19 protein-coding genes and 1 pseudogene are annotated in these 19,015 nt (G+C 70.1%); 10 read left to right on the top strand and 10 right to left on the bottom strand.

From position 1 onward, the window contains the following. From C471_RS17905 to C471_RS05470, 5 genes and pseudogenes are all read right to left on the bottom strand, one after another. Positions 1–212 (bottom strand): hypothetical protein (locus C471_RS17905; protein ID WP_204365927.1); only part of this gene is annotated, 212 nt, incomplete at its 3' end. A 40-nt stretch (positions 213–252) separates the two neighbouring features. Continuing rightward, positions 253–1,218, bottom strand: a complete 966-nt coding sequence (locus C471_RS05485) for a DUF7260 family protein (protein WP_004047050.1) — start codon at positions 1,216–1,218, stop codon at positions 253–255. Positions 1,219–1,342: 124 nt separating this feature from the next. Further along, positions 1,343–2,185, bottom strand: coding sequence for a translation initiation factor eIF-2B (locus C471_RS05480; RefSeq protein ID WP_004047049.1), 843 nt, complete (start codon positions 2,183–2,185; stop codon positions 1,343–1,345). Between the two features lie 216 nt (positions 2,186–2,401). Next, positions 2,402–3,679, bottom strand: coding sequence for an aminotransferase class V-fold PLP-dependent enzyme (locus tag C471_RS05475; RefSeq protein WP_004047048.1), 1,278 nt, complete (start codon positions 3,677–3,679; stop codon positions 2,402–2,404). 226 nt (positions 3,680–3,905) lie between these two features. After that, a pseudogene (locus C471_RS05470) lies at positions 3,906–4,328 on the bottom strand (cell division control protein Cdc6); the annotation flags it as partial. Between the two features lie 117 nt (positions 4,329–4,445). On the opposite strand from C471_RS05470, the gene hemC reads away from it, so the two are divergent. The 4 genes from hemC to C471_RS05450 all read left to right on the top strand — a co-directional run bounded on the left by hemC (position 4,446) and on the right by C471_RS05450 (position 7,940). Further along, positions 4,446–5,702, top strand: coding sequence for a hydroxymethylbilane synthase (gene hemC, locus C471_RS05465; protein WP_004047046.1), 1,257 nt, complete (start codon positions 4,446–4,448; stop codon positions 5,700–5,702). Then, complete coding sequence (gene cobA, locus C471_RS05460) at positions 5,695–6,516, top strand: uroporphyrinogen-III C-methyltransferase (RefSeq protein WP_004047045.1); 822 nt, start codon at positions 5,695–5,697, stop codon at positions 6,514–6,516. The genes hemC and cobA overlap by 8 nt, the downstream gene beginning before the upstream one ends. Further along, complete coding sequence (locus tag C471_RS05455; RefSeq protein ID WP_004047044.1) at positions 6,513–7,319, top strand: uroporphyrinogen-III synthase; 807 nt, start codon at positions 6,513–6,515, stop codon at positions 7,317–7,319. Before cobA ends, C471_RS05455 begins: the two co-directional genes overlap by 4 nt. Positions 7,320–7,541: 222 nt before the next feature. Then, positions 7,542–7,940 (top strand): hypothetical protein, encoded by a 399-nt coding sequence (locus C471_RS05450; protein WP_004047043.1) that lies wholly within the window; start codon positions 7,542–7,544, stop codon positions 7,938–7,940. Between the two features lie 50 nt (positions 7,941–7,990). Here the strand turns inward: C471_RS05450 and glmM are convergent, their stop codons facing one another. Beyond that, the gene (gene glmM, locus C471_RS05445; RefSeq protein WP_004047042.1) at positions 7,991–9,355 is read right to left on the bottom strand and encodes a phosphoglucosamine mutase; all 1,365 of its coding nucleotides are present in this window, start codon (positions 9,353–9,355) and stop codon (positions 7,991–7,993) included. 141 nt (positions 9,356–9,496) lie between these two features. Here glmM and C471_RS05440 point away from each other — a divergent pair, with 141 nt between their 5' ends. After that, positions 9,497–10,099: a hypothetical protein gene (locus tag C471_RS05440; protein WP_004047041.1), complete on the top strand. Its 603-nt coding sequence runs from the start codon at positions 9,497–9,499 to the stop codon at positions 10,097–10,099. A 24-nt stretch (positions 10,100–10,123) separates the two neighbouring features. Here C471_RS05440 and C471_RS05435 read toward each other — a convergent pair whose 3' ends face one another. The 4 genes from C471_RS05435 to C471_RS05420 form a co-directional block, all read right to left on the bottom strand. Then, positions 10,124–10,732 (bottom strand): DUF7504 family protein, encoded by a 609-nt coding sequence (locus C471_RS05435; protein ID WP_004047040.1) that lies wholly within the window; start codon positions 10,730–10,732, stop codon positions 10,124–10,126. A gap of 43 nt (positions 10,733–10,775) precedes the next feature. Beyond that, the gene (locus C471_RS05430; protein WP_004047039.1) at positions 10,776–11,162 is read right to left on the bottom strand and encodes a hypothetical protein; all 387 of its coding nucleotides are present in this window, start codon (positions 11,160–11,162) and stop codon (positions 10,776–10,778) included. Next, positions 11,162–11,857 (bottom strand): RAD55 family ATPase, encoded by a 696-nt coding sequence (locus C471_RS05425; RefSeq protein WP_004047038.1) that lies wholly within the window; start codon positions 11,855–11,857, stop codon positions 11,162–11,164. Before C471_RS05425 ends, C471_RS05430 begins: the two co-directional genes overlap by 1 nt. Positions 11,858–12,023: 166 nt before the next feature. Then, positions 12,024–12,509 carry a chemotaxis protein CheW gene (locus C471_RS05420; RefSeq protein WP_004047037.1) on the bottom strand — a complete coding sequence of 162 codons (486 nt, stop codon included), beginning with the start codon at positions 12,507–12,509 and terminating at the stop codon, positions 12,024–12,026. A gap of 102 nt (positions 12,510–12,611) precedes the next feature. Between C471_RS05420 and cheB the strand changes: the two genes are divergently transcribed. From cheB to C471_RS05395, 5 genes are read left to right on the top strand one after another with little or no spacing between them, the layout of a single operon-like run. Beyond that, complete coding sequence (gene cheB, locus C471_RS05415; protein WP_193366111.1) at positions 12,612–13,724, top strand: chemotaxis-specific protein-glutamate methyltransferase CheB; 1,113 nt, start codon at positions 12,612–12,614, stop codon at positions 13,722–13,724. Further along, the gene (locus C471_RS05410; protein WP_004047035.1) at positions 13,724–16,018 is read left to right on the top strand and encodes a chemotaxis protein CheA; all 2,295 of its coding nucleotides are present in this window, start codon (positions 13,724–13,726) and stop codon (positions 16,016–16,018) included. The genes cheB and C471_RS05410 overlap by 1 nt, the downstream gene beginning before the upstream one ends. Beyond that, positions 16,015–16,824 carry a CheR family methyltransferase gene (locus C471_RS05405; RefSeq protein ID WP_004047034.1) on the top strand — a complete coding sequence of 270 codons (810 nt, stop codon included), beginning with the start codon at positions 16,015–16,017 and terminating at the stop codon, positions 16,822–16,824. The genes C471_RS05410 and C471_RS05405 overlap by 4 nt, the downstream gene beginning before the upstream one ends. Next, the gene (locus tag C471_RS05400; RefSeq protein ID WP_004047033.1) at positions 16,824–18,032 is read left to right on the top strand and encodes a HEAT repeat domain-containing protein; all 1,209 of its coding nucleotides are present in this window, start codon (positions 16,824–16,826) and stop codon (positions 18,030–18,032) included. Before C471_RS05405 ends, C471_RS05400 begins: the two co-directional genes overlap by 1 nt. Further along, positions 18,033–18,905 (top strand): CheF family chemotaxis protein, encoded by an 873-nt coding sequence (locus C471_RS05395; protein WP_004047032.1) that lies wholly within the window; start codon positions 18,033–18,035, stop codon positions 18,903–18,905. Positions 18,906–19,015: the final 110 nt, after the last annotated feature.

The following is a 19,015-nucleotide window of genomic DNA, read 5'->3' as shown; positions in this document are numbered from 1 at the left end:
TCGCCGGAGCATCGTCCTGTCTCCTCGCCGGAGCATCGTCCTGTCTCCTCGCCGGAGCATCGTCCTGTCTCCTCGCCGGAGCATCGTCCCGTCGCCTCGCCGGAGCCGTCTTGGCGTGATCGCCGCTCCGTTCGCCGCGCGGGGCTCGGTCCCGACGCGGCACCGGAGTCCGGAGCGAGGGCTCGCGTGGCTAACACGACGCTTCTACCCATGGCGACAGCCACGCGGCGAGGACGGATGAAAGCGCGGGACTCACTCGCCGCCGGCGACCCGGCCCGCGACCCGGTCGCGGTCGGTCCGGATCTCCTCGACGATCTCCGCGATCTGCGCCAACACGGGGTAGTTCGTCCCCTCGGTCGCCCCGTACAGGTACTCGTGGAACGACTGTCGATCCGCCCCCTCGCCGGGGTCGTCGATGGTCATCGGCGGGTCGTCGAGCGCGCGCTGCCGCTCGCTGGCCACCTCGTCGCAGTCGTCTTCGAGCCCGCCGAGGCGCTGCCAGATGTCGATCGCCGCGTCCGTTTGATCCCCCTCCACGCCGTCGAGGTGTTCGATGAGGCGACGACGGCGGCGGTCGACGCGGGTCAGCTCGTTCTCGTACCGGGACAGCGTGTCGATCTCCGCGTCGATCGCGTCCGCCAGCGACGACCGGGCGTCGGCGGCCCGCCGGCTCCGCCGCACCAGCGCCGACTGCGCCCCCGCCGAGAGGGTGCCGTTGGAGGCCAGCGCGGTGGCGGTGTCGGGGCCCAGTTCGGCCGCGAGGCTCTCGGAGATCGTCTCGTCGTACTCCTCCCTGTAGTGGGGGAGCGACATCACCGTGTCCCGGTACGCCGCGAGCACGCGCCGGAGCCTGACGTCGTCGGTCCCGTTCCCGCCGTTGACCGCGGAGACCGGGCGGACCGCGGCCGCCGGCCCGTCGAACGACGGCGCGGTCGACGAGGCGGGTGCGGGGTCAAGCCCGGAGATGCGGTCCGCGAACTCCTCGAACGCGGCGCGCTCGTCGAGGACCCGCCGCCGCTCGCTCCGGCACTCGTCCTTCGCGTCGCGGACGTACGTCAGCGCGACGAACGCGACGACGCCGGCGATGACCAACGCGGTGACGACGCCGGGCTCGCTCGCGATCGCGGTGAGGTCACACGAGACGCTGGCACACTCCGCCGTCGTCGGGTCCGCGCTCCGGATCCGAAAGACTCCTGCCGCCCCCTGTCTCGTGCTCATTGTATGCGGTAACACGACACACGTACAAAGTGCTTGTGGCGGATCTCGGCACCTGCTACGACGGTTTCCGGATCCGATTGTTCACTGCCGTTTCGGCGACGGCGGCCGGTTCCCGGCGCCCGGACTACTCCACGACGCCGTCGTCGGTGATCACGGTGTCGACCATGCCGATCGGGGTCGCGTCGTAGCTCGGGTTCTCGATCGTCACGTCCTCGACGGGCTCGCGCATCACCTCGACGGCGTCGCGGAACTCGTTTTCGAACCGGAACTCCTCGATCTGTTTCGCGCCGGAGCCGACCGCGGTCACGGGGACGCCGAGTTCGCGGGCGGTGACGACGAGCGGGAACGTCCCGACGCGGTTGTAGTACGTGCCGCCGGTCATGCAGGTGATCCCGAGGAGGACGCGGTCGCAGTCGCGGAGGGCGTACCCCATCGCGCTGTCGACCACCATCCGGGTGTCGACCCGCGCGATGCCGGCGAGCACGCGGGCGGTCTTCCGGCCGAGGGTGCGCGGGCGCGCCTCCGTGACGTACACCGTCAGGTGGGCGCCGTCGCGGGCCGCGTTCTCGATCGACTCGAGCACCGTCGTCGAGTAGTCGTGGACCAGCAGGGTGTCGCCGTCCTCGATGTGCTCGGCCGCGTTGGCGGCGGCCTCTCCCTTCGCCGTCTCGATGTGGTCGGCGACGCGGTCGATGGTCTCTTCGAGCCGCTGTTTACCGTCCTCGACGCTCGTCGCTTCACCGACCACGGAGCGCTCGACCTCGCGTATCGCGTTGTGGAGCGCGGCGTGGGAGGGGTTCGACCGCCGCAACACCCCCGCGTTGTGTTCGAGGTCGCGCTCGAATTCGTCGACCGCCACGTACTCGCGGTCGAGCAGCTCCGCGAGCGCCCGCGTCGCCTTCACGGCCACCGCCGACGTGCTGTGGGTCCGCATCGCTCGGATCTCGGCGACCGTCTCGTCGATCATACCCTGAGAATCGTCGTCCCACTTCAAAGGGGTTCCGGGGTCTTATCGGACCCAGAGTGCGAGCCCGATCGACGACCGTCGCACCTGACCGTCAGAAACGCCCCAACACTCGGGTCACACGCGGAAAAACCCAATACCCCGTCATCCCGCCCCTACGCGAACGAGACAGGTCCACGAACGGAACAGGTCCACGAACCGAACAGGTCCACGAACGGGTCAGGCGAACAGGTCGCGGGCCTCGCCGACGGCCTCGACCAGGGCGTCGACCTCCTCGACGGTGTTGTAGAGGTAGAAGGAGGCGCGCGCGGAGGCGGCGACGCCGAGTTCGTCGTGAAGCGGCTGCGTGCAGTGGTCGCCGGCTCGGATCGCGACCCCGTAGTCGTTGAGGATGCTGGAGAGGTCGTGGGCGTGGACGCCCTCGACGTTGAACGCGACGAGCCCGCCGCGGTCGTGGCCCGGCGGGCCGTAGATCTCCACGCCGCCGAGGGCGGTCAATTCGTCGTACGCGTACTCGGCCAGCAGGTCCTCGTGGGCCTGCACGTTCTCCATGCCGATCTCCTCGAGGTACTCGATCGCGGCCGCGAAGGCGATCCCCTGCGCGATCGACGGCGTCCCGGCCTCGAACTTCCACGGGAGGTCCTCCCACGTGGAGTCCTCGAAGGAGACCCGCCGGATCATGTCGCCGCCGTAGAGGTACGGCTCCATCTCGTCGAGGATCTCCTCGCGGCCGTACAGCGCCCCGATCCCGGTCGGGCCGCACATCTTGTGGCCGGAGAACGCGAGGAAGTCGACCCCGAGGTCCTCGACGTCGACCGGGCGAGTCGGGACCGACTGCGCGCCGTCCGCGAAGACGTACGCGTCGTGGTCGTGGGCCATCGCCGCGATCTCGGGGATCGGGTTGACGGTGCCCAGCGTGTTCGAGACGTGGACGACAGACACCATCTGCGTGTCGTCGTCGATCAGGGTCGCGGCGTGCTCCATGTCGAGCCGGCCCTCGTCGGTCACCTCGACGAACCGCACGTCGGCGCCCGTGCGCTTTCCGATCTGCTGCCACGTGACGAGCGAGGCGTGGTGTTCCATCTGCGTGAGGACGACGTTGTCCTCCGGTCCGAGCTCGTTGAGTCCCCAGGCGTACGCGACGAGGTTCATCGCCTCGGTGGTGTTCTTCGTGAAGACGATCTCCTCGCGGCCCGACGCGCCGACGAAGTCGGCGACGGTGTCGTGGGCCTGCTCGTAGGCGACGGAGGCCTCCTGGCTCAGCTGGTGGATCCCGCGGTGGACGTTGGCGTTGTAGCCGCGGTAGTAGTCCGCGATCGTGTCGACGACCGGGTCCGGCGTGTGCGAGGTCGCCGCGCTGTCGAGGTAGACGAGCGGGGTGTCGTCGCCCGCCCCCTCGCCCGGCGACTCCGGATCGCCGCCGACCTTCCGATCGAGGATCGGGAAGTCGGCGCGGACGGCCTCGATATCGAACGGGTACTGTTCCTGAACTCCCATTACCCGGATCTGGGCCCCGAGCACTAACACACCTTCGGTCCGGTACGTGTTGCCAGTGTCTCAGAGGTGTATTTTGTGAACCCCGTCGCCGGTTCGGCCGTATCGACCCTGTTGTGGTCTCTCATACAAGAGAGTACGTTTCGTGTGTTCTGTGAAATACGAAGAGTACATTTCGTCTGTTCTTCGGTTCCGTATCTAATTGCGGACTTACGGCTGAAAACTTCACTCAGCGGGTCTGCTCAGCGATCTTCTTCCGTGTTTGGACAACGATGTTCGGATCGAGATCCAGTTCGTACTCGTAGTACTGTCCGCCACTTCGCCCCTGATTCTGTTCGTGCCGGATGAGAAAGCCGAGCATATGGAGGTCGGAGAGGCGGTCCTGCACGCTTTTCAAAGTCGTCAACGGTGACGCCCCGTGGGCGTCGGCAACCGTCTCGTATACCGTCTGAATCTCTTTGGACCGTGCCGGAAGTTCACCTTCCTTGGCCAGCGTAGCGATCGCTTCGAGAATATACTGGGCGTGCTCGGTCTGATCACGGATCTTGTTCTGGAGACGGCCCCGCTGGACGAGCGTCCGTAACCGTTCGATGTGATCGTCGATCACGTGTCGGTCACCCTCCCGTTCTGCGATTTCGGATCCGACACGAACTGTGATCATTCCGGAGAACACACGAAACGTACTCTCTCAATGTCAGCGACAGCTCAGATAGCTTCAGGTCACGACCGAACTAGTGCGCTTTTGAACGCGGGGGGCCTCGATCCGGGTATGACCGATACGCTCAGGCTCGCCACGCGCGGGTCGGACCTGGCACTCCGGCAGGCCGGGACCGTCCGCGACGCCCTGTCGAGCCGCCGACGCGACGTGGAGCTCCGGCGCGTCGAGACCCGCGGCGACCAGATCCCCGACGAGCTGATCCACCGCCTCGGCAGGACCGGCGCCTTCGTCCGCGCGCTCGACGAGGAGGTGCTCGACGGCGACGCCGACCTCGCCGTCCACTCCCTGAAGGACGTGCCCACCGAGGGGATGGGCGACATGGTCGTCGCCGGCGTCCCCGAGCGCGCGCCCTCCGGCGACGTGCTCGTCCACCCCGACGGCCTCGGCATCGAGGACCTCCCGTCCGGCTCCGTCGTCGGGACCGGATCGCTCCGCCGGACCGCCCAGATCAAGGCCGCGCGGCCGGATCTGACCGTCGAACCACTCCGCGGCAACGTCGACACCCGGATCGAGAAACTGCTCGCGCCCCGGCTGCAGGCGGAGCACGAACGCCGGCTGATCGCCTCGGGCGAGGCGCGCGCGGCGACGGCTGAAGAGGGCGGAGAGAGCGGCGAGGAGGGAGACGGCGAGACCGACGCCGACGAACCGAACTGGGACGCTCTCGGCGACGACGAAGGCGGCGACGGCGGCGAAGGGGACAGCGAGGGAGACGACGTCGACGAGGAGTTCGATCAGACCGTCGAGGAGTGGTTCGACTCGCTCTCGGACCTCGAACGCGCGGCGATGGAGCGGAAAGTCGAGACGGAGTACGACGCCATCGTCCTCGCGGAGGCGGGACTCCGGCGCTCGGAGCTGTTCTACGAGGTGGAGACGACGCGGCTCCCCCGAGAGGAGTTCGTCCCCGCGGCCGGGCAGGGCGCCATCGCCGTCACCGCGACCGACCCCGACGTGATCGAGGACGTGCGCTCCGCGGTCGACCACCCGCGGACCCGGGTGGCCGTCACCGTCGAGCGCACGATCCTCGGCGAACTCAACGGGGGGTGTGTCGCCCCGATCGGCGTCTCGGCGCTCGTGCAGGGCGAGCACGTCCACACCCGCGTCCGCGTGCTCTCGACCGACGGCACCGAGGAGGTGGCCGACACCCGCGACCTCCCGATCCGGTCGCACGCGAAGGCCGCCGAGGAGTTCGCGGCGGACTTAGCCGACAGGGGCGCGGCGGACCTGATCGCGGCGGCCCGCGAGGAGACCGAGGGCGGCGCCGACGAGGGGACTCGGGTAGGGACCGAGGAGGAGGCGGCCGATGAGTGAGGGGGACGCGGCGGCGCCGCCGAGCGACGGGCGAACCGACGACGACCTCGGCACCGTCTACCTCGTGGGCTCCGGCCCGGGCGACCCGGACCTGCTGACGGTGAAGGCCGCCGATCTGATCGAGTCGGCCGACGTGGTGCTCCACGACAAGCTCCCCGGCCCGGAGATCCTCGGGCGGATCCCCGAGGCGAAGCGCGAGGACGTGGGGAAGCGCGCCGGCGGCGAGTGGACCCCGCAGGAGTACACGAACCGGCGGCTCGTCGAGCTGGCGCGCGAGGGGAAGTCGGTCGTCCGTCTGAAAGGCGGCGACCCGTTCGTTTTCGGGCGGGGCGGCGAAGAGGCCGAACACCTCGCCGAAGCGGGAATTCCCTTCGAGGTCGTCCCCGGCGTCACCTCCGCGATCGCGGGCCCCGCGGTCGCCGGGATCCCGGTGACGCACCGCGACCACGCCTCCTCCGTCTCCTTCGTCACGGGCCACGAGGACCCGACGAAGGAGGAGTCTGCGGTCGACTGGGAGGCGCTCGCCGCGACCGGCGGCACCGTCGTCGTGCTGATGGGCGTCGGCAAGCTCCCGGCGTACACCGCGGAGCTCCGCGACGCCGGCCTCGGCGGCGACACCCCGGTCGCGCTGGTCGAGCGCGCGACGTGGGCCGACATGCGCGTCGCCACCGGAACCCTCGACACGATCGTCGAGGTCCGCGACGAGGCGGGGATCGAGCCGCCCGCGATCACCGTGATCGGCGACGTGGCCGCGACGCGCGACCGGGTCGTCGAGTTCCTCCGGAACGAGGGTGAGGGAGGTGGCGACGCGTGAGTGACGACGCCCCCGCGACCGACGAACCCGACGCCCTCGACGCCTCCGACGCCCCCGCAGTCGCCGTCTTCCGTCCCGCCGACGAGCGGATCGAGGACGCGGAGTCGCTCCTGGCGTCGCTCGGAGCCGATCCGGTCGCCGACCCGATGCTCGCGGTCGATCCGACGGGCGAGACCCCCGGCGACGAGCCGTACGTCGTCCTCACGAGTAAGACGGGCGTCGAGCTCGCCGCCGAGGCGGGCTGGGAGCCGGGCGACGCGACCCTCGTCGCCATCGGTCCCGCGACCGCGGACGCGGCGCGGGCGGCGGGCTGGACCGTGGACCTCGTGCCGGACGAGTACACCTCCGCAGGACTGGTGGCGGCGCTGGAGGATCGCGTCGACGGCGAGCGCGTCGAGGTGGCGCGCTCGGACCACGGCAGCGACGTGCTCTTGACGGGGCTCCGCGAGGCGGGCGCGACCGTGACCGAGACGGTGCTCTACCGGCTGACGCGCCCGGAAGAGGCCGGCGAGTCGGTCGTGTTGGCCGCCGCGGGCGAACTCGACGCCGCGGCGTTCACCTCGTCGCTCACGGTGACCCACTTCCTCGACGCCGCGGCGGAGCGCGGGGTCCGCGAGGCGGCGATCGCTGGGCTGAACGACGCGGTCGTGGGCGCGATCGGACCGCCAACCGCTGAGACGGCCGCGGAGGGCGGAATCGACGTCGACGTGGTCCCCGACGACGCCGACTTCGATGCGCTCGCGCGGGCCGTCGTCGACGCAGCCGACCGAGACGGTGAAGCGGGCGGCGAGAGACGAGACTAGAGGCGATCGAGCGGCCGGCCCGTCCAACGATTCGTTCGAACCGATAGGTCTCACGATCGATAGCGAGACGTGACTTCTCGTCGTATCCGAGAGAACGACGGGAGATTCGGCCACGAACGACGGCTCCGTGCGATTTCAGTCGCGTCTCATTCTCACCCTCTAAATATCTACTATGATATTTTCCTCCGCGGGTTTATTAGCCGACAGGTGAGAACAGATACCATGGAACCGAGCGAGCGATGGTCGATCCGGGTCGACGACGGAGTGCTCGTCGTCGAGCTCCCACACGGGACGGGTCTCTCCCCGTCGGACGGCGAGTCGCTGCTCGACCGGTGGCGGACGCTCTCCGCCGAGCGGCGAGTGGACGCGGTCGTGCTCGTCGTCCGGACGACGCGCCCCTGCTCGGACGCCGGTCGGCGGACGCTCCGGCTCGCGGCGCGGGCCGCCGCCGACCGCGGCGTGACGCGGTTCGCGGTCGTCGCGGAGCGCCCGAAGCGGCGGTACCTCGAACGGACGATGGACGTGGACGGGATCGACGCCGAGCCGTTCAACGACGCCGCGGCCGCGGTGCAGTGGGCGAAGTGCCCGTCGGAGCCGGCGGCGTCCGTCGCCACCGAGTGAGCGGTCGCCGCCGCTGACGGCTTCATACGCAACAGCCGCGAGAACTCCCCCTACCGACCGCTCTCGACAGCGACGTACATGTCCGTCGCGAGCCGCTCCGCGCGGTCGGCGTCGGCGGACTCGGCGTAGATCCGGATCTTCGGCTCGGTGCCGGAGGGGCGCACGAGCACCCACGCGTCGCCGTAGTCGAGCCGGTAGCCGTCGGTGGTGTTCGGCTCGGCGTCCGCGGTCTCGACGTAGGCGCGCGCGGCAGACAGCATCTCGTCGCGCTCGTCGTCGTCCGCGTACTCGACGTTGCGCCGCACGAAGTGGTAGTCGGTGTACGGCGCGACGACCTCGCTGACGGGCGCCCCGTCTGCGCCCGCGAGCAGCTCGAGGAACCGGGCGCCGATGTACGCGCCGTCCCGCGAGAGCCGGTACGGCGGGAAGAACAGCCCGCCGTTCCCCTCGCCGGCGACGGGGACGTTCGTCCCCTCCTCGTGGAGTTCTCGCGTCCGAGTGATGATGTTCGTCGCCCCGATGGGCGTGAGTTCGAGGTCGGCGTCGTTGGCGTCGCAGACGTCGACGACCCGCTGTGAGACGTTCACCGCGCTGACGACGGCGTCGCCCGGTTCGAGGCAGGCGTCCGCCATCGCCGCGAACGAGGTGTCGCCGTCGACGAACGCGCCCGTCTCGTCGACGAACACCGCTCGGTCCGCGTCGCCGTCGTGAGCGATTCCCACGTCGGCGTCGCTGGTCGCGACGAGCCGCTGGAGGTCGTCGAGGTTCTCCGGCACCGGCTCCGACTCCCGGCCGGGGAAGTGACCGTCGGGCGTCGCGTTCACCGTCAGCACCTCGCAGCCGAGCTCGCGGTAGATCCGCGGCGACGACACCGACGCCGCGCCGTGACCGGGGTCGACCGCGACCGTGAGATCGGCGTCGGCGATCGCCTCGGCGTCGACCGCGTCGATCAGCTGGTCGGCGTAGTCGTCGACGGCGCCCTCGATCCGGGTCGTCGCGCCGGCGTTCCGCCAGTCCGCGTGGTCGTAGTCGTCGTCGAGGACGCGGCGCTCGACGCGTTCGAGCACGTCGACGGAGAGCTCCACGCCGTCGTCGCCGACGAGCTTGATCCCGTTGAACTCCGGCGGGTTGTGTGAAGCGGTGACGAGCACGCAGGGAACCTCCGCGGACTCGCAGTAGTTGCCGACCGCGGGCGTCGGGACGACGCCGAGCCGGTCGACGTCGCAACCGACGGCGGCGAGCCCGCTCGCCGCGGCGTTGGCGAACAGCTCACCGGTGGTGCGGGTGTCGCGGGCGACGGCGACCCGGTCGGCGTCCCAGGTCGTGCCGGCGGCCTTCGCGATGTCGAGGACGAGCTCCGGCGTGAGGTACCGAAGCGCGACTCCGCGAATGCCGCTGGATCCGAACAGCTCCATGGACGGCAATGCGCCGGCCGACGGGAAAGCGGTTCCGAACCGGGGCGGGAGGAGTTCCGAACCGAGACCGGAGCGAGACGTGCTGGCGCACGCTCGGCGCCGACGCGTGCGGTTCAAACCCGTCGCGCCCCAATGGGTCGCATGAAGCGCACGCGACGCGATCTGTTGGCGACGAGCGCGGGGACCCTCACCGCCGCCGGGTCGGTCGGGGTCGCCGGGTGCCTCGACTTCGCCGCGGGCGACGGCCCGCAGGGACCCGAGGGAGTCCCGGAGACGCTGACGTGCGAGGACGACGCGTTCGCCCGGCTGACGGCTCCCTTCGACGAGCCGGTCGAGGGGACCATCGTCGACGCCGGGGGGACGCGGTTCGAGCTGGCGACGGAGGGAAACGCCGAGACGTACGGCCAGTCGATGCGGCTCGTGTTCCGTAACACCGGCGACGAGCCGGCGACGGTCCTCGGCAAGCACGCCTACTCGTTCCAGCGCCAGACGGGCGAGGGGTGGCTCGACGTCCGCGGGTCGCCCACGGGCGAGGCGGTCGAGCTTCCCCGAATCGAGGAGACGCTCGACCCGAGCGGCGCGTACATCTGGTCGATCGACCTCGAAGAAGCGGTGATCGCGTCGGCGGTCCCCGACCGGGAGCTCGCGGTGTGCCCGCCGCTCGGGCCCGGCACGTACCGATTCGTCTACTGGGGGATCCCAGACGCCCCGCCGCTGGGCGCCGAGTTCGAGCTGGTGGGGTAATCGACGCGGCTCGGCCCCCGCGAGCTAAAACGCGGTCCACTCGGTGGGTTTCCCAACCCGACCGCGGACCCGGAACTCCCGGTCGTCGCCCTCGACGCGGGTCTCGACGATCACGTCGAACGGCTCGTGGAGGGTGTGGACCACCTGCTCGTCGTGGGCGGTCGAGTTGACCACGCCGACGAACGGCCACCCCTCTCCCGAGGTCTGGGAGGTCATCACGCGGGTGAACCGGTAGATCCGCTCTGGGTCCCAGTACATCAACAGCTGGGACAGCGAGTAGACCCCGACGGCGCGCTCCCGGCCCGCAGAGGACTCGACCACGTCGGTGAACTTGATCCCGATATCGGTGAGGTTGCCGGCGCTGGCGACGTACTTCGTCGTCGGGGTGTCGTCGCGCTTGTCGCCCTGCTCGTGAGTGATGCAGTCGATGACGATCACGTCGTCGCCGTCGCGGCCCGTGATCGACTCGTAGTCGCCGCGGACCTTCTCCGCGGTGCGCCCGGTGGAGATTATCACCGGGCCGGTCGACCACTCGGCGAGCAGTCGGTTGAACAGGTCGTACTTCCCGCTCATCGGTGGCCCGGTGACGAGCACGCTGTCGGCGTCGAGGACAGCGTCGGGAAGCACGGTCATGTGTCTGGGTTGAGGGGGTATCGGGTAAAACCCTTCCGAGGGATCACTTCCGGAGCATGGACGGGAGGTCGAGCGACGACGGGGGGCCTTCTCGGGGGCGCCTCGTGAGTGTCAGTTCCGTTATCGCTCCGGGGAGGGCGGCCGACACGGGAGAATCGCGCGGGGAGCCGGTGCCGTCGACGAGTTGGTCCCAGACCGCCTCGGCGTCGTCGGCCTCGGCGGCGGCTTCGAGCGCCTTGGTCCGACCCTCGTCGTACGCGAGTTCGATCAGGCTCCGGTCGTACGCGTTCTCGAACGCGGCCAGAACGCGGTCGAGCTCGGTCGGTCGCTTGCTGCCGACGCCGTCGGCGACCCCGAGCGCGAACGCGCGCTCGACCGCCTCCTCGCGGGCGAGGTCGTCCCACTCTGTTCCGAAAGTCCGGTCGTACATCAGTAGTTCACCGTCGCCGCCGAACCGACCCGGATCCCGCCGTCGGTGAACTCAACGCCCTGGATGTCGGTGTTCACGTCGGTCCCGCGCATCTTCAGCACCTGGATCCCGCGCTGCATCCCGTCGTCTTCGAGGTAGTTGTGCATGAAGACGACGCCGTGCGCGAGGTAGTGCTCTTCGGAGTACGCGCTCGGATCGGTCATCTCGGAGATGAGCAGGGTCGTCGCGTCGGTCCGCTTCAGCGAGGAGAGCAGCTGTACCATCGTGTCCTCGTCGTCGTCGAGGAGGAACCGCAACAGCATGGTGGAGTCGAAGACGACCCGGTCGATGTCGCGGGAGTTGATGAAGCCGGTGAGCCGGTTCGTCACCCCCGAGTGGTCTCGCCGCTCGCCCGGTAGGCCGAAGAAGCGTCGGCCGTCCGAGGAGAAGGAGTCGAGGAAGGTGATCCGGTCGCTGTCGAGCGCGCGGTCGAATCCGAACTCGTACCCGCCCATGTCCCGACGGATCCCCTCCTTCGTCTCGTGCATGCTGATGTACAGCACGTCCTCGCCGTTACGAGCGCCCTGCGCGGCGAACTGCGAGCAGAACGTCGTTTTCCCGCTGCCGGGAGGGCCGCTGACAACGTACAGGCGATTCTCCGGGAACCCGCCGTCGACGAGGGCGTCGAACCCGGGAACGCCGCTTGAGGCGCGCATACGGATCGACTTGTCGGTTATCGGATAAGGGTTGCCACCCGGTTCTCACGGGTGAGAACGATCGCGGGACGAGTCGCGGACGGACCGGCGACCGCCGATCGCCGATCGGGGCTCGGACGGACCGGCGACCGCCGATCGCAGATCGGGGCTCGGACGGACCGGTGCGCTACGCTTCGGCCTCCTCGCCCTCCGCGGCGAGGTCGGCGGCGTCGAGGTCTTCGGCCTCTTCGACATCGGGAGAGACCCAGACCACGAAGCGGTCGTCGGACTTGACGATCCCGTTGACTCCCTCGTCGTCGACCGTCGTCGCCTGATCGACGTCTTCCGGGGCAACGTCGCGGACCTGGAACACCTCGTCGACCATCCAGCCGACCGTGCCGCCCTCGTCGATCTCGGTGTCGTCGAACACCACGATCCGCTCGCGGGGGCCCTCCTCCTCGATCGCGAAGAGCGTCTTCGGGTCGACGATCGTGGTCGTGCGGCCCCGCAGGTCCATCACGCCCTCGACGTGGTCGGGGGAGTTGGGGATCCGCGTGAGCTCGCCGGCGTCGACGATCTCGTCGATGACCCCGATGTCCAGACAGTACGTCCCGTCACCCAGTCCGAACTCCAGCACCTTCGTGGGTTCGGCGTCCGTCTCGATGGCTGCCATGGAGGGGACTGCGGCGAAGGGACCAATAACCGTGTCCCCTGAATTATCAGGCGTGATTACCGGGTCCGTGGATTTATGCTGATTCTGGGCCCGCTTCCGTACATGAGTAGGACGACGGATCGGCGAGGCGGTCGCGACGACTCCTTGCGGGTGGTTGTCGTCGACGACTCGCCGTTCATGCGAGGGTTGATCTCCGACCTCTTGACCGACGCGGGGGTCGCGGTCGTCGGCGAGGCGGGCGACGGCGCCGAGGCGCTGTCGGTGGTCGCCGAGACGCGTCCGGATGTCGTGACGATGGACGTCGAGATGCCGGGAATGGGGGGGCTCGAAGCCGTGGAGCGGCTGATGGACGAGACGCCGACGCCCGTGCTGATGCTCTCGGCGCACACCGCCGAGGGCGCGGAGGTGACGTTCGAGGCGCTCGAACGCGGCGCGGTCGACTTCTTCTCGAAGCCCGGCGGCGAGGTGTCGACGGGCGTCTCCCGCGAGTCGGACCGGCTCGTCGAGGCGGTCCGGTCGGTCGCGGGCGCCGACCTCGCCGCGGCGACGCGCGACCGGCGCGAGCGCGAGGCCGCCGAGGGCGGCTCGGGCGCGACGACCGCGAGCGCGTCGGCCCCGTCCGCGTCGACAGCGACCGCCGAGGTCGACGGTCCGCTGACGGTCGTGATCGGCGCGTCGACGGGCGGACCGAACGCGGTCGAGCGCGTCATGGGGGCGTTACCGATGGCAGACTGCCGGGTCGTCATCGTCCAGCACATGCCGGAGGCGTTCACCTCTCGGTTCGCCGACCGCCTCGACGAGGCCTCGGCGTACGACGTGCGCGAGGCGAGCGACGGGGCCCGGATCGGCTCCGGCGAGGCGCTCGTCGCCCGCGGCGGGAGCCACACCCGGATCGACAGCTACCGGTCCGGACGGCTCCGCGTCAAGCTCGACGAGGACGACTCGCAGTCGGTCACGCCCGCCGCCGACGTGACGATGCGCTCGGCCGCCGAGGTCGTCGACGGCCCCCTCGTGGGCGTCGTGTTGACCGGGATGGGCGCCGACGCCTCGGAGGGGATCCGGGCGATGGCCGACGCCGGCGCGCGGACCATCGCGCAGAGCGAGGACACCTGCGTCATCTACGGGATGCCGAAGCGCGCGGTCGAGACGGGCGGCGTCGACGAGGTTCACGACCTCGACGACGTGGCCGGCGCGATCGTGGGGGGTGAGGCCTGATGGACTCCCACCGCGCCGCGTTCGTCGCCGAGGCGGAAGACGGGATCACGGACCTGAACAACGCCCTGCTCGCGCTGGAGGCCGACCCCGAGGACGCCGAGGCGATGGACGACGTGTTCCGCGTCGCCCACACGCTGAAGGGGAACGCCGCGGCGATGGGGTACGAGGACGTCTCCGACTTCGGACACGCCCTCGAAGACCTGCTCGACGCGGTCAGGCAGGGCGACCGTGAGGTGACGCCCGAGCTGATGGACCTGCTCTTCGAGGGGGTGGACACCGTCGAGGCGATGGTGTCGGAGATCGCCGACACGGGCGACGTGTCGACCGACCCCTCCGACCTGGAGAGCCGCCTCCGCGAGATGGAGGAACACGGGACCGTCGGCGGGGAGGACGCCGGCAGCGACGACGGCTCCGACGCCGGCGAGGTCGACGATACTGACGCGGACGACAGCGACGAGGGCGGCGAGGCCGACGAGGGGCCCGCCGAGGAGAGCGACGAGAACACCGAGGACGACGCGGACGCCGTCTCAGTCCCCGAACTCCCCGACGCGGCGGCCGCCCTCGACGGTCCGGTCGTGTACGCGGACGTGACGATCGGCGAGGCCGCGATGGCGGGCGTCGACGCGGCGCTCGTGTTGCAGGCGCTCGACGACCAGTTCGGCGAGCACGTCACGGTCCCCAACCCCGAGGCGCTGGAGGACGGGGAGTACGACGAACGGTTCGACGCCTTCGTCGCCGACGCCGACCCCGCGGTCGTCGCCGAGGGGATCGGCGCGCTCACGCAGGTCGAGTCGATCGCGACGGCGCTGGTCGGAGATAGTGACGAAGGCGGAGAGGCGGACGCGGTCGACTCCGGCGGCGACGCCGAATTGGGTGCAGAGGCCGACGCCGAATCAGGTGTGGGGGCCGACGCCGAATCAGGTGTGGGGGCCGACGCCGAATCGGGTGCAGAGGCCGACGACGACGCGGACGCCGAAGACGGCGCGGAGGCCGACGACGACGCGGACGCCGAAGACGGCGCGGACACCGAAGACGACGCGGACGACGGCTCGTCCGACACCAAATCCGACTCGAAGTCCGGCGACGAGATCAAGTCGATCCGGGTCGACGTCGACCAGGTCGACGAGCTGTACGGGCTCGTCGAGCAGCTGGTGACGAGTCGGATCAAGCTCCGCCGGGAGTTAGAGGAGCTGAACGCGCAGTCGGACGCCTTAGACGAGCTCGACAAGCTCGCCTCCAGCCTGCAGGACACCGCGATGGACATGCGGCTCATCCCGTTCTCCCAGGTGTCGGACTCGTTCCCGCGGCTCGTCCGCGACATCTCGCGGGACCTCGACAAGCGGATCGACTTCGAGATCGAGGGCGACGACGTGGAGCTCGACCGCACCATCCTCACGGAGATGCGCGATCCGCTCGTCCACGTCTTGCGGAACGCGGTCGACCACGGGATCGAGACCCCCGAGGAGCGCGAGGCCGCCGGGAAGGACCCGACCGGGCACGTCAGGCTCACGGCCGAGCGCGAGCGCGACCACGTGATCATCGAGGTCGCCGACGACGGCGGCGGGCTCGACCCCGACCAGCTCCGCGAGAAGGCGGTCGACGAGGGCGTCAAGAGCCGCGAGGCGGTCGAGGCGATGGAGGACGACGAGGTGTACGACCTCGTGTTCCACCCCGGCTTCTCCACCGCGGAGGAGGTGACCGACGTCTCCGGGCGCGGCGTCGGGATGGACGTGGTGCGGACGACCGCCCGCGACCTAGACGGCTCCGTCTCGGTCGAGAGCGAACCGGGCGAGGGGACCACGGTCCGGTTCCGGCTCCCCGTCACCGTCGCCATCGTGAAGGTGATGTTCGTCGACGTGGGCGGGACGGAGTACGGGATCCCGATCAAGTCGATCGCCGAGGTCGCCCGCGCGGACGACATCGAGGAGGTCCACGGCGACGAGATCGTCCGTCACGAGGACGATCTCTATCCCGTGATCCGGCTGAACGAGCGGCTCGCGAACGGCGGCGCCGCGGCGGTCGGGTCGGGTGCCGGCGACGCCACGGAAGTTGACACCGCAGGAGGCGAGTCCGCCTCCGCGACGACCGACGGCGGCGTGACCGACGAGGGGATGCTCGTGCGGATCCGCGAGGAGACGCGGCAGGTCGCGCTCCACTGCGACGCCGTGCTCGATCAGGAGGAAGTGGTCGTGAAACCGCTCGACGGGCCGCTGTCGGGGACGCCGGGCCTCAGCGGCACGGCGGTCCTCGGCGACGGCGACGTCGTGGCCGTCCTCGACGTGGTGAGCCTATGAGCGGCGAGAGCGAGACGGAGTTCGAGGGCGTGCTCAGGCAGATCAACGACACGGTCCCGTTCGAGCCCGGCTACTACAACGAGTCGTACCTCGACCGCCGGATCACCGCCCGGATGCGCCGGCGCGACACCGAGTCGCACGCCGAGTACGAGCGCCTGCTCCGGGAGGACGACGGCGAGCGCGAGGCGCTGATGGACGCGCTCACGATCAACGTGACCGAGTTCTTCCGCAACTCGGAGATGTGGGACGTGCTCCGCGACGTGCTCCGCGAGCGGACGAGCGAGCAGCGCCGGGTCCGCGTCTGGTCGGCCCCTTCGGCCGACGGCCGGGAGCCGTACTCGGTCGCGATGTTAGCCTGCGACGACCCCGAGATCGACGAGTCGCGCGTCGAGGTGCTCGGCTCCGACATCAGCGAAGAGGCGCTCGACAGCGCTCGCGAGGGCGTCTATCACACCACCCGTACGACCGACATCGCGGCCGAACTCGAACCCCTCTCGGACCCCGATCGCTACGTCGAGCGCGACGACGACGCGTTCCGGGTGCGCTCGGCGGTCCAGCGGCTCGTCGACTTCGAGACGCACGACCTGATCCGCGACGGCGCGCGCGACCCGTTCGACGTGGTGTTGTGCCGAAACCTGCTGATCTACATCGACGTGGACCACAAGGGGGCGCTGTTCGACACGCTGGAGGCGTCGCTCGCGGAGGACGGGGTGCTCGTGCTCGGCATGACCGAGAGCGTCCCGCCGGACCGATCGGATCGGTACGAACCGATCGACAAGCGCCGGCGGGTGTTCCGGAGGGTCTGATGTCGCTGTACCAGCACGCGCGGGACGGGAACGCAGACCGGCTCAGGGACGCCATGGGCAGCGACAGCGCCGCGGTCCGGAAGCGCGCGGCCGAGTTCCTCGGCGAGGTCGCCGATACAGGCGACCAGCCGTCGATCGACGTCCTCCTGCGCGCCGCGACCGGCGACGAGGACGCGCAGGTCCGCGGGGCCGCGGTCGACGCGCTCGACGAGATCGGCGAGGCGGCGCTCGAACAGCTCCTCTCGGAGCTCACGGGGACCAAGGGCTCCGAGGCGGAGTGGGTCACCGCCCGGAAGTTCGCCCGCGCGCTGCGGGCCGACCGTCCGGAGCTCCGGATGGCCGCCGCGAACGCGCTCGGTCGCCTGGACGACGACAGCGGCCTCCAACACCTCGTCGAGGCGCTCGACGACGAGGACCCTCGCGTCAGGCTCCGGGCGTGTCAGGCCTGCGGGACCTTCGCCGACCCCCGCGCGGTCCCCGCCCTGACGGAGCGGCTCGACGACGAGCCGCGGGTCCGGCGGGCCGCCGCGAACGCGCTCGGCAACATCGGCACCGATCGGGCGCTCGCCCCTCTCCTGGATCTGCTCGACGACGGGGACGAGTCGCTTCGGCGGATCGCCGCCGGCGCGCTCGGAAAGGCGAACAACCCGGAACCGGTCGAGCCGCTGGCGCGCGCGCTCGGCGACGAGAGCGCGGTGGTGCGCAACGCCGCGGTGTACTCGATCATCGAACTGCTCTCGAACGTGCCGACCCGGCAGAGCCACGCGGTCCGCGACCGGGTCGTCTCCGAACTGAAGCAGGCCGACGACGCGACGGTCGTCGAGCCGCTCGTCGAGATCCTCACGGACGGCCAGCAGAGCCGCCAGCGGCGGAACGCCTCGTGGATCCTGGGCCGCGTCGCCGAGCCGGAGTCGGCGGCCGCCGTCGAGGCGCTCGCGGACGCGCTCGCGGACGACGACCCCCAGACCGCGCAGTTCGCGGCCACCAGCCTCAAGAGCCTCGGCGGACCGATCGTCGAGGACCGACTGCTCGACCGGCTCGGCACCGAACACCCCGAGGACGCCCGCGCGAAGGCGGTGTTCGTGCTCGGGCAGATCGGCGGGCAAGAGACGCTCAACCGGCTCGAAGAGTTCACCGACGACGAGAGCCCCGCGGTCCGGAAGCGGGTGTTCTCCGCGGTCTCGAAGCTCCGGGCGGGGGGGCCGTAAATGTCCGGCGGGAGCGGCGAGTACAAGGTCGCCGACACCCAGGCGCGGTTCGCGGTCGCCGTCCGCGACGGGCGGAAGGTGAGCGACGTCTCGTGGACGCCGGGGCGCGTGCTCCTCTCGAACCGACGGCTGATCTTGGCCGGCAACGACGGAAAGCGCACCGTCCCGCTCTCGGACCTCGAGGGGCTCGGCGGGCGCCACGACGCCAACCAGTCGGTCGCGCGGGTCTCCAACTACGTCAGCTTCGACCTCGGCGATCAGGTGCTGTTGGTCGCCGCCGCCGAGCACGAGGAGTTCGAGCGCGACGTGTACCGCGCGCTGCTCGACCAGCGGACGGTGACCGCGAAACACCCCGCGATCGAGGGCGGCGTCGTCCAGGAGACCGAGTGGGAGCAGGCGCGGGTGAAGATCGACGAGAACGGACTCAACGCGGCCCTAGAGAGCGGCGCGTTCGTGAAGTTCGACCTCGACGACATCAGCGGGCTCGACGCCGCGAAACGCACCGTCAACGGCGAGAAGAAGCCGGTGATCGAGGTGTCGCACACCGACGACGAGGGGACCAGCATCGAGACCCACATCGCGGGCGACCCCAACCGAATGCGGTTCGTCGAGGCGTGGCTCCGGAAGGGCGAGGAGCGGAGTTCGACGAACGTCGACCTCTCCAGCCGCGACCGGGAGGTGTTGATGGCGCTGTACTCCGGGGTCTCGCCCTTCGAGATCCCGTCGTTCCTCGGGATGGACGTCGACGCCGTCGAAGAGACGTTCGAGCGGCTCGTCGACCTCGAAGTGGTCGAGGAGGTGCGGGTGCGCCGCGAGGTGGCGTTGAACTCCCGCGGCCGCAACATCGCCAGCGAGGCGATGAACGAGCAGTGACTGGCGAGCGGCGGTACCGCTGATCGCGACGGCACCGGACCGACTGGCGAGCGGCCGCCGCGGGTCGTCCCCGCAACGGCGGTGCGCCGGGCTCGCCTCGGCCGCCGCGG

Source organism: Halorubrum saccharovorum DSM 1137, from assembly GCF_000337915.1.
Classification (GTDB): Archaea; Halobacteriota; Halobacteria; order Halobacteriales; family Haloferacaceae; genus Halorubrum; species Halorubrum saccharovorum.
Note: the sequence above shows the minus strand (reverse complement) of the source record. Positions and strands in the feature narration are given on the sequence as shown.

Bases quoted from the DNA above. Each gene is read 5' to 3' on its own strand.
- C471_RS05430 (WP_004047039.1), bottom strand. From the start codon at position 11,162: ATGTACGACCGGACTTTCGGAACAGAGTGGGACGACCTCGCCCGCGAG.
- C471_RS05420 (WP_004047037.1), bottom strand. From the start codon at position 12,509: ATGGCAGCCATCGAGACGGACGCCGAACCCACGAAGGTGCTGGAGTTC.
- C471_RS05400 (WP_004047033.1), top strand. From the start codon at position 16,824: ATGTCGCTGTACCAGCACGCGCGGGACGGGAACGCAGACCGGCTCAGG.
- glmM (WP_004047042.1), bottom strand. From the start codon at position 9,355: ATGGAGCTGTTCGGATCCAGCGGCATTCGCGGAGTCGCGCTTCGGTAC.
- C471_RS05425 (WP_004047038.1), bottom strand. From the start codon at position 11,857: ATGCGCGCCTCAAGCGGCGTTCCCGGGTTCGACGCCCTCGTCGACGGC.
- cobA (WP_004047045.1), top strand. From the start codon at position 5,695: ATGAGTGAGGGGGACGCGGCGGCGCCGCCGAGCGACGGGCGAACCGAC.
- cheB (WP_193366111.1), top strand. From the start codon at position 12,612: ATGAGTAGGACGACGGATCGGCGAGGCGGTCGCGACGACTCCTTGCGG.
- C471_RS05450 (WP_004047043.1), top strand. From the start codon at position 7,542: ATGGAACCGAGCGAGCGATGGTCGATCCGGGTCGACGACGGAGTGCTC.
- C471_RS05440 (WP_004047041.1), top strand. From the start codon at position 9,497: ATGAAGCGCACGCGACGCGATCTGTTGGCGACGAGCGCGGGGACCCTC.
- C471_RS05435 (WP_004047040.1), bottom strand. From the start codon at position 10,732: ATGACCGTGCTTCCCGACGCTGTCCTCGACGCCGACAGCGTGCTCGTC.
- C471_RS05395 (WP_004047032.1), top strand. From the start codon at position 18,033: ATGTCCGGCGGGAGCGGCGAGTACAAGGTCGCCGACACCCAGGCGCGG.
- C471_RS05405 (WP_004047034.1), top strand. From the start codon at position 16,015: ATGAGCGGCGAGAGCGAGACGGAGTTCGAGGGCGTGCTCAGGCAGATC.
- hemC (WP_004047046.1), top strand. From the start codon at position 4,446: ATGACCGATACGCTCAGGCTCGCCACGCGCGGGTCGGACCTGGCACTC.
- C471_RS05480 (WP_004047049.1), bottom strand. From the start codon at position 2,185: ATGATCGACGAGACGGTCGCCGAGATCCGAGCGATGCGGACCCACAGC.
- C471_RS05485 (WP_004047050.1), bottom strand. From the start codon at position 1,218: ATGAGCACGAGACAGGGGGCGGCAGGAGTCTTTCGGATCCGGAGCGCG.
- C471_RS05475 (WP_004047048.1), bottom strand. From the start codon at position 3,679: ATGGGAGTTCAGGAACAGTACCCGTTCGATATCGAGGCCGTCCGCGCC.
- C471_RS05410 (WP_004047035.1), top strand. From the start codon at position 13,724: ATGGACTCCCACCGCGCCGCGTTCGTCGCCGAGGCGGAAGACGGGATC.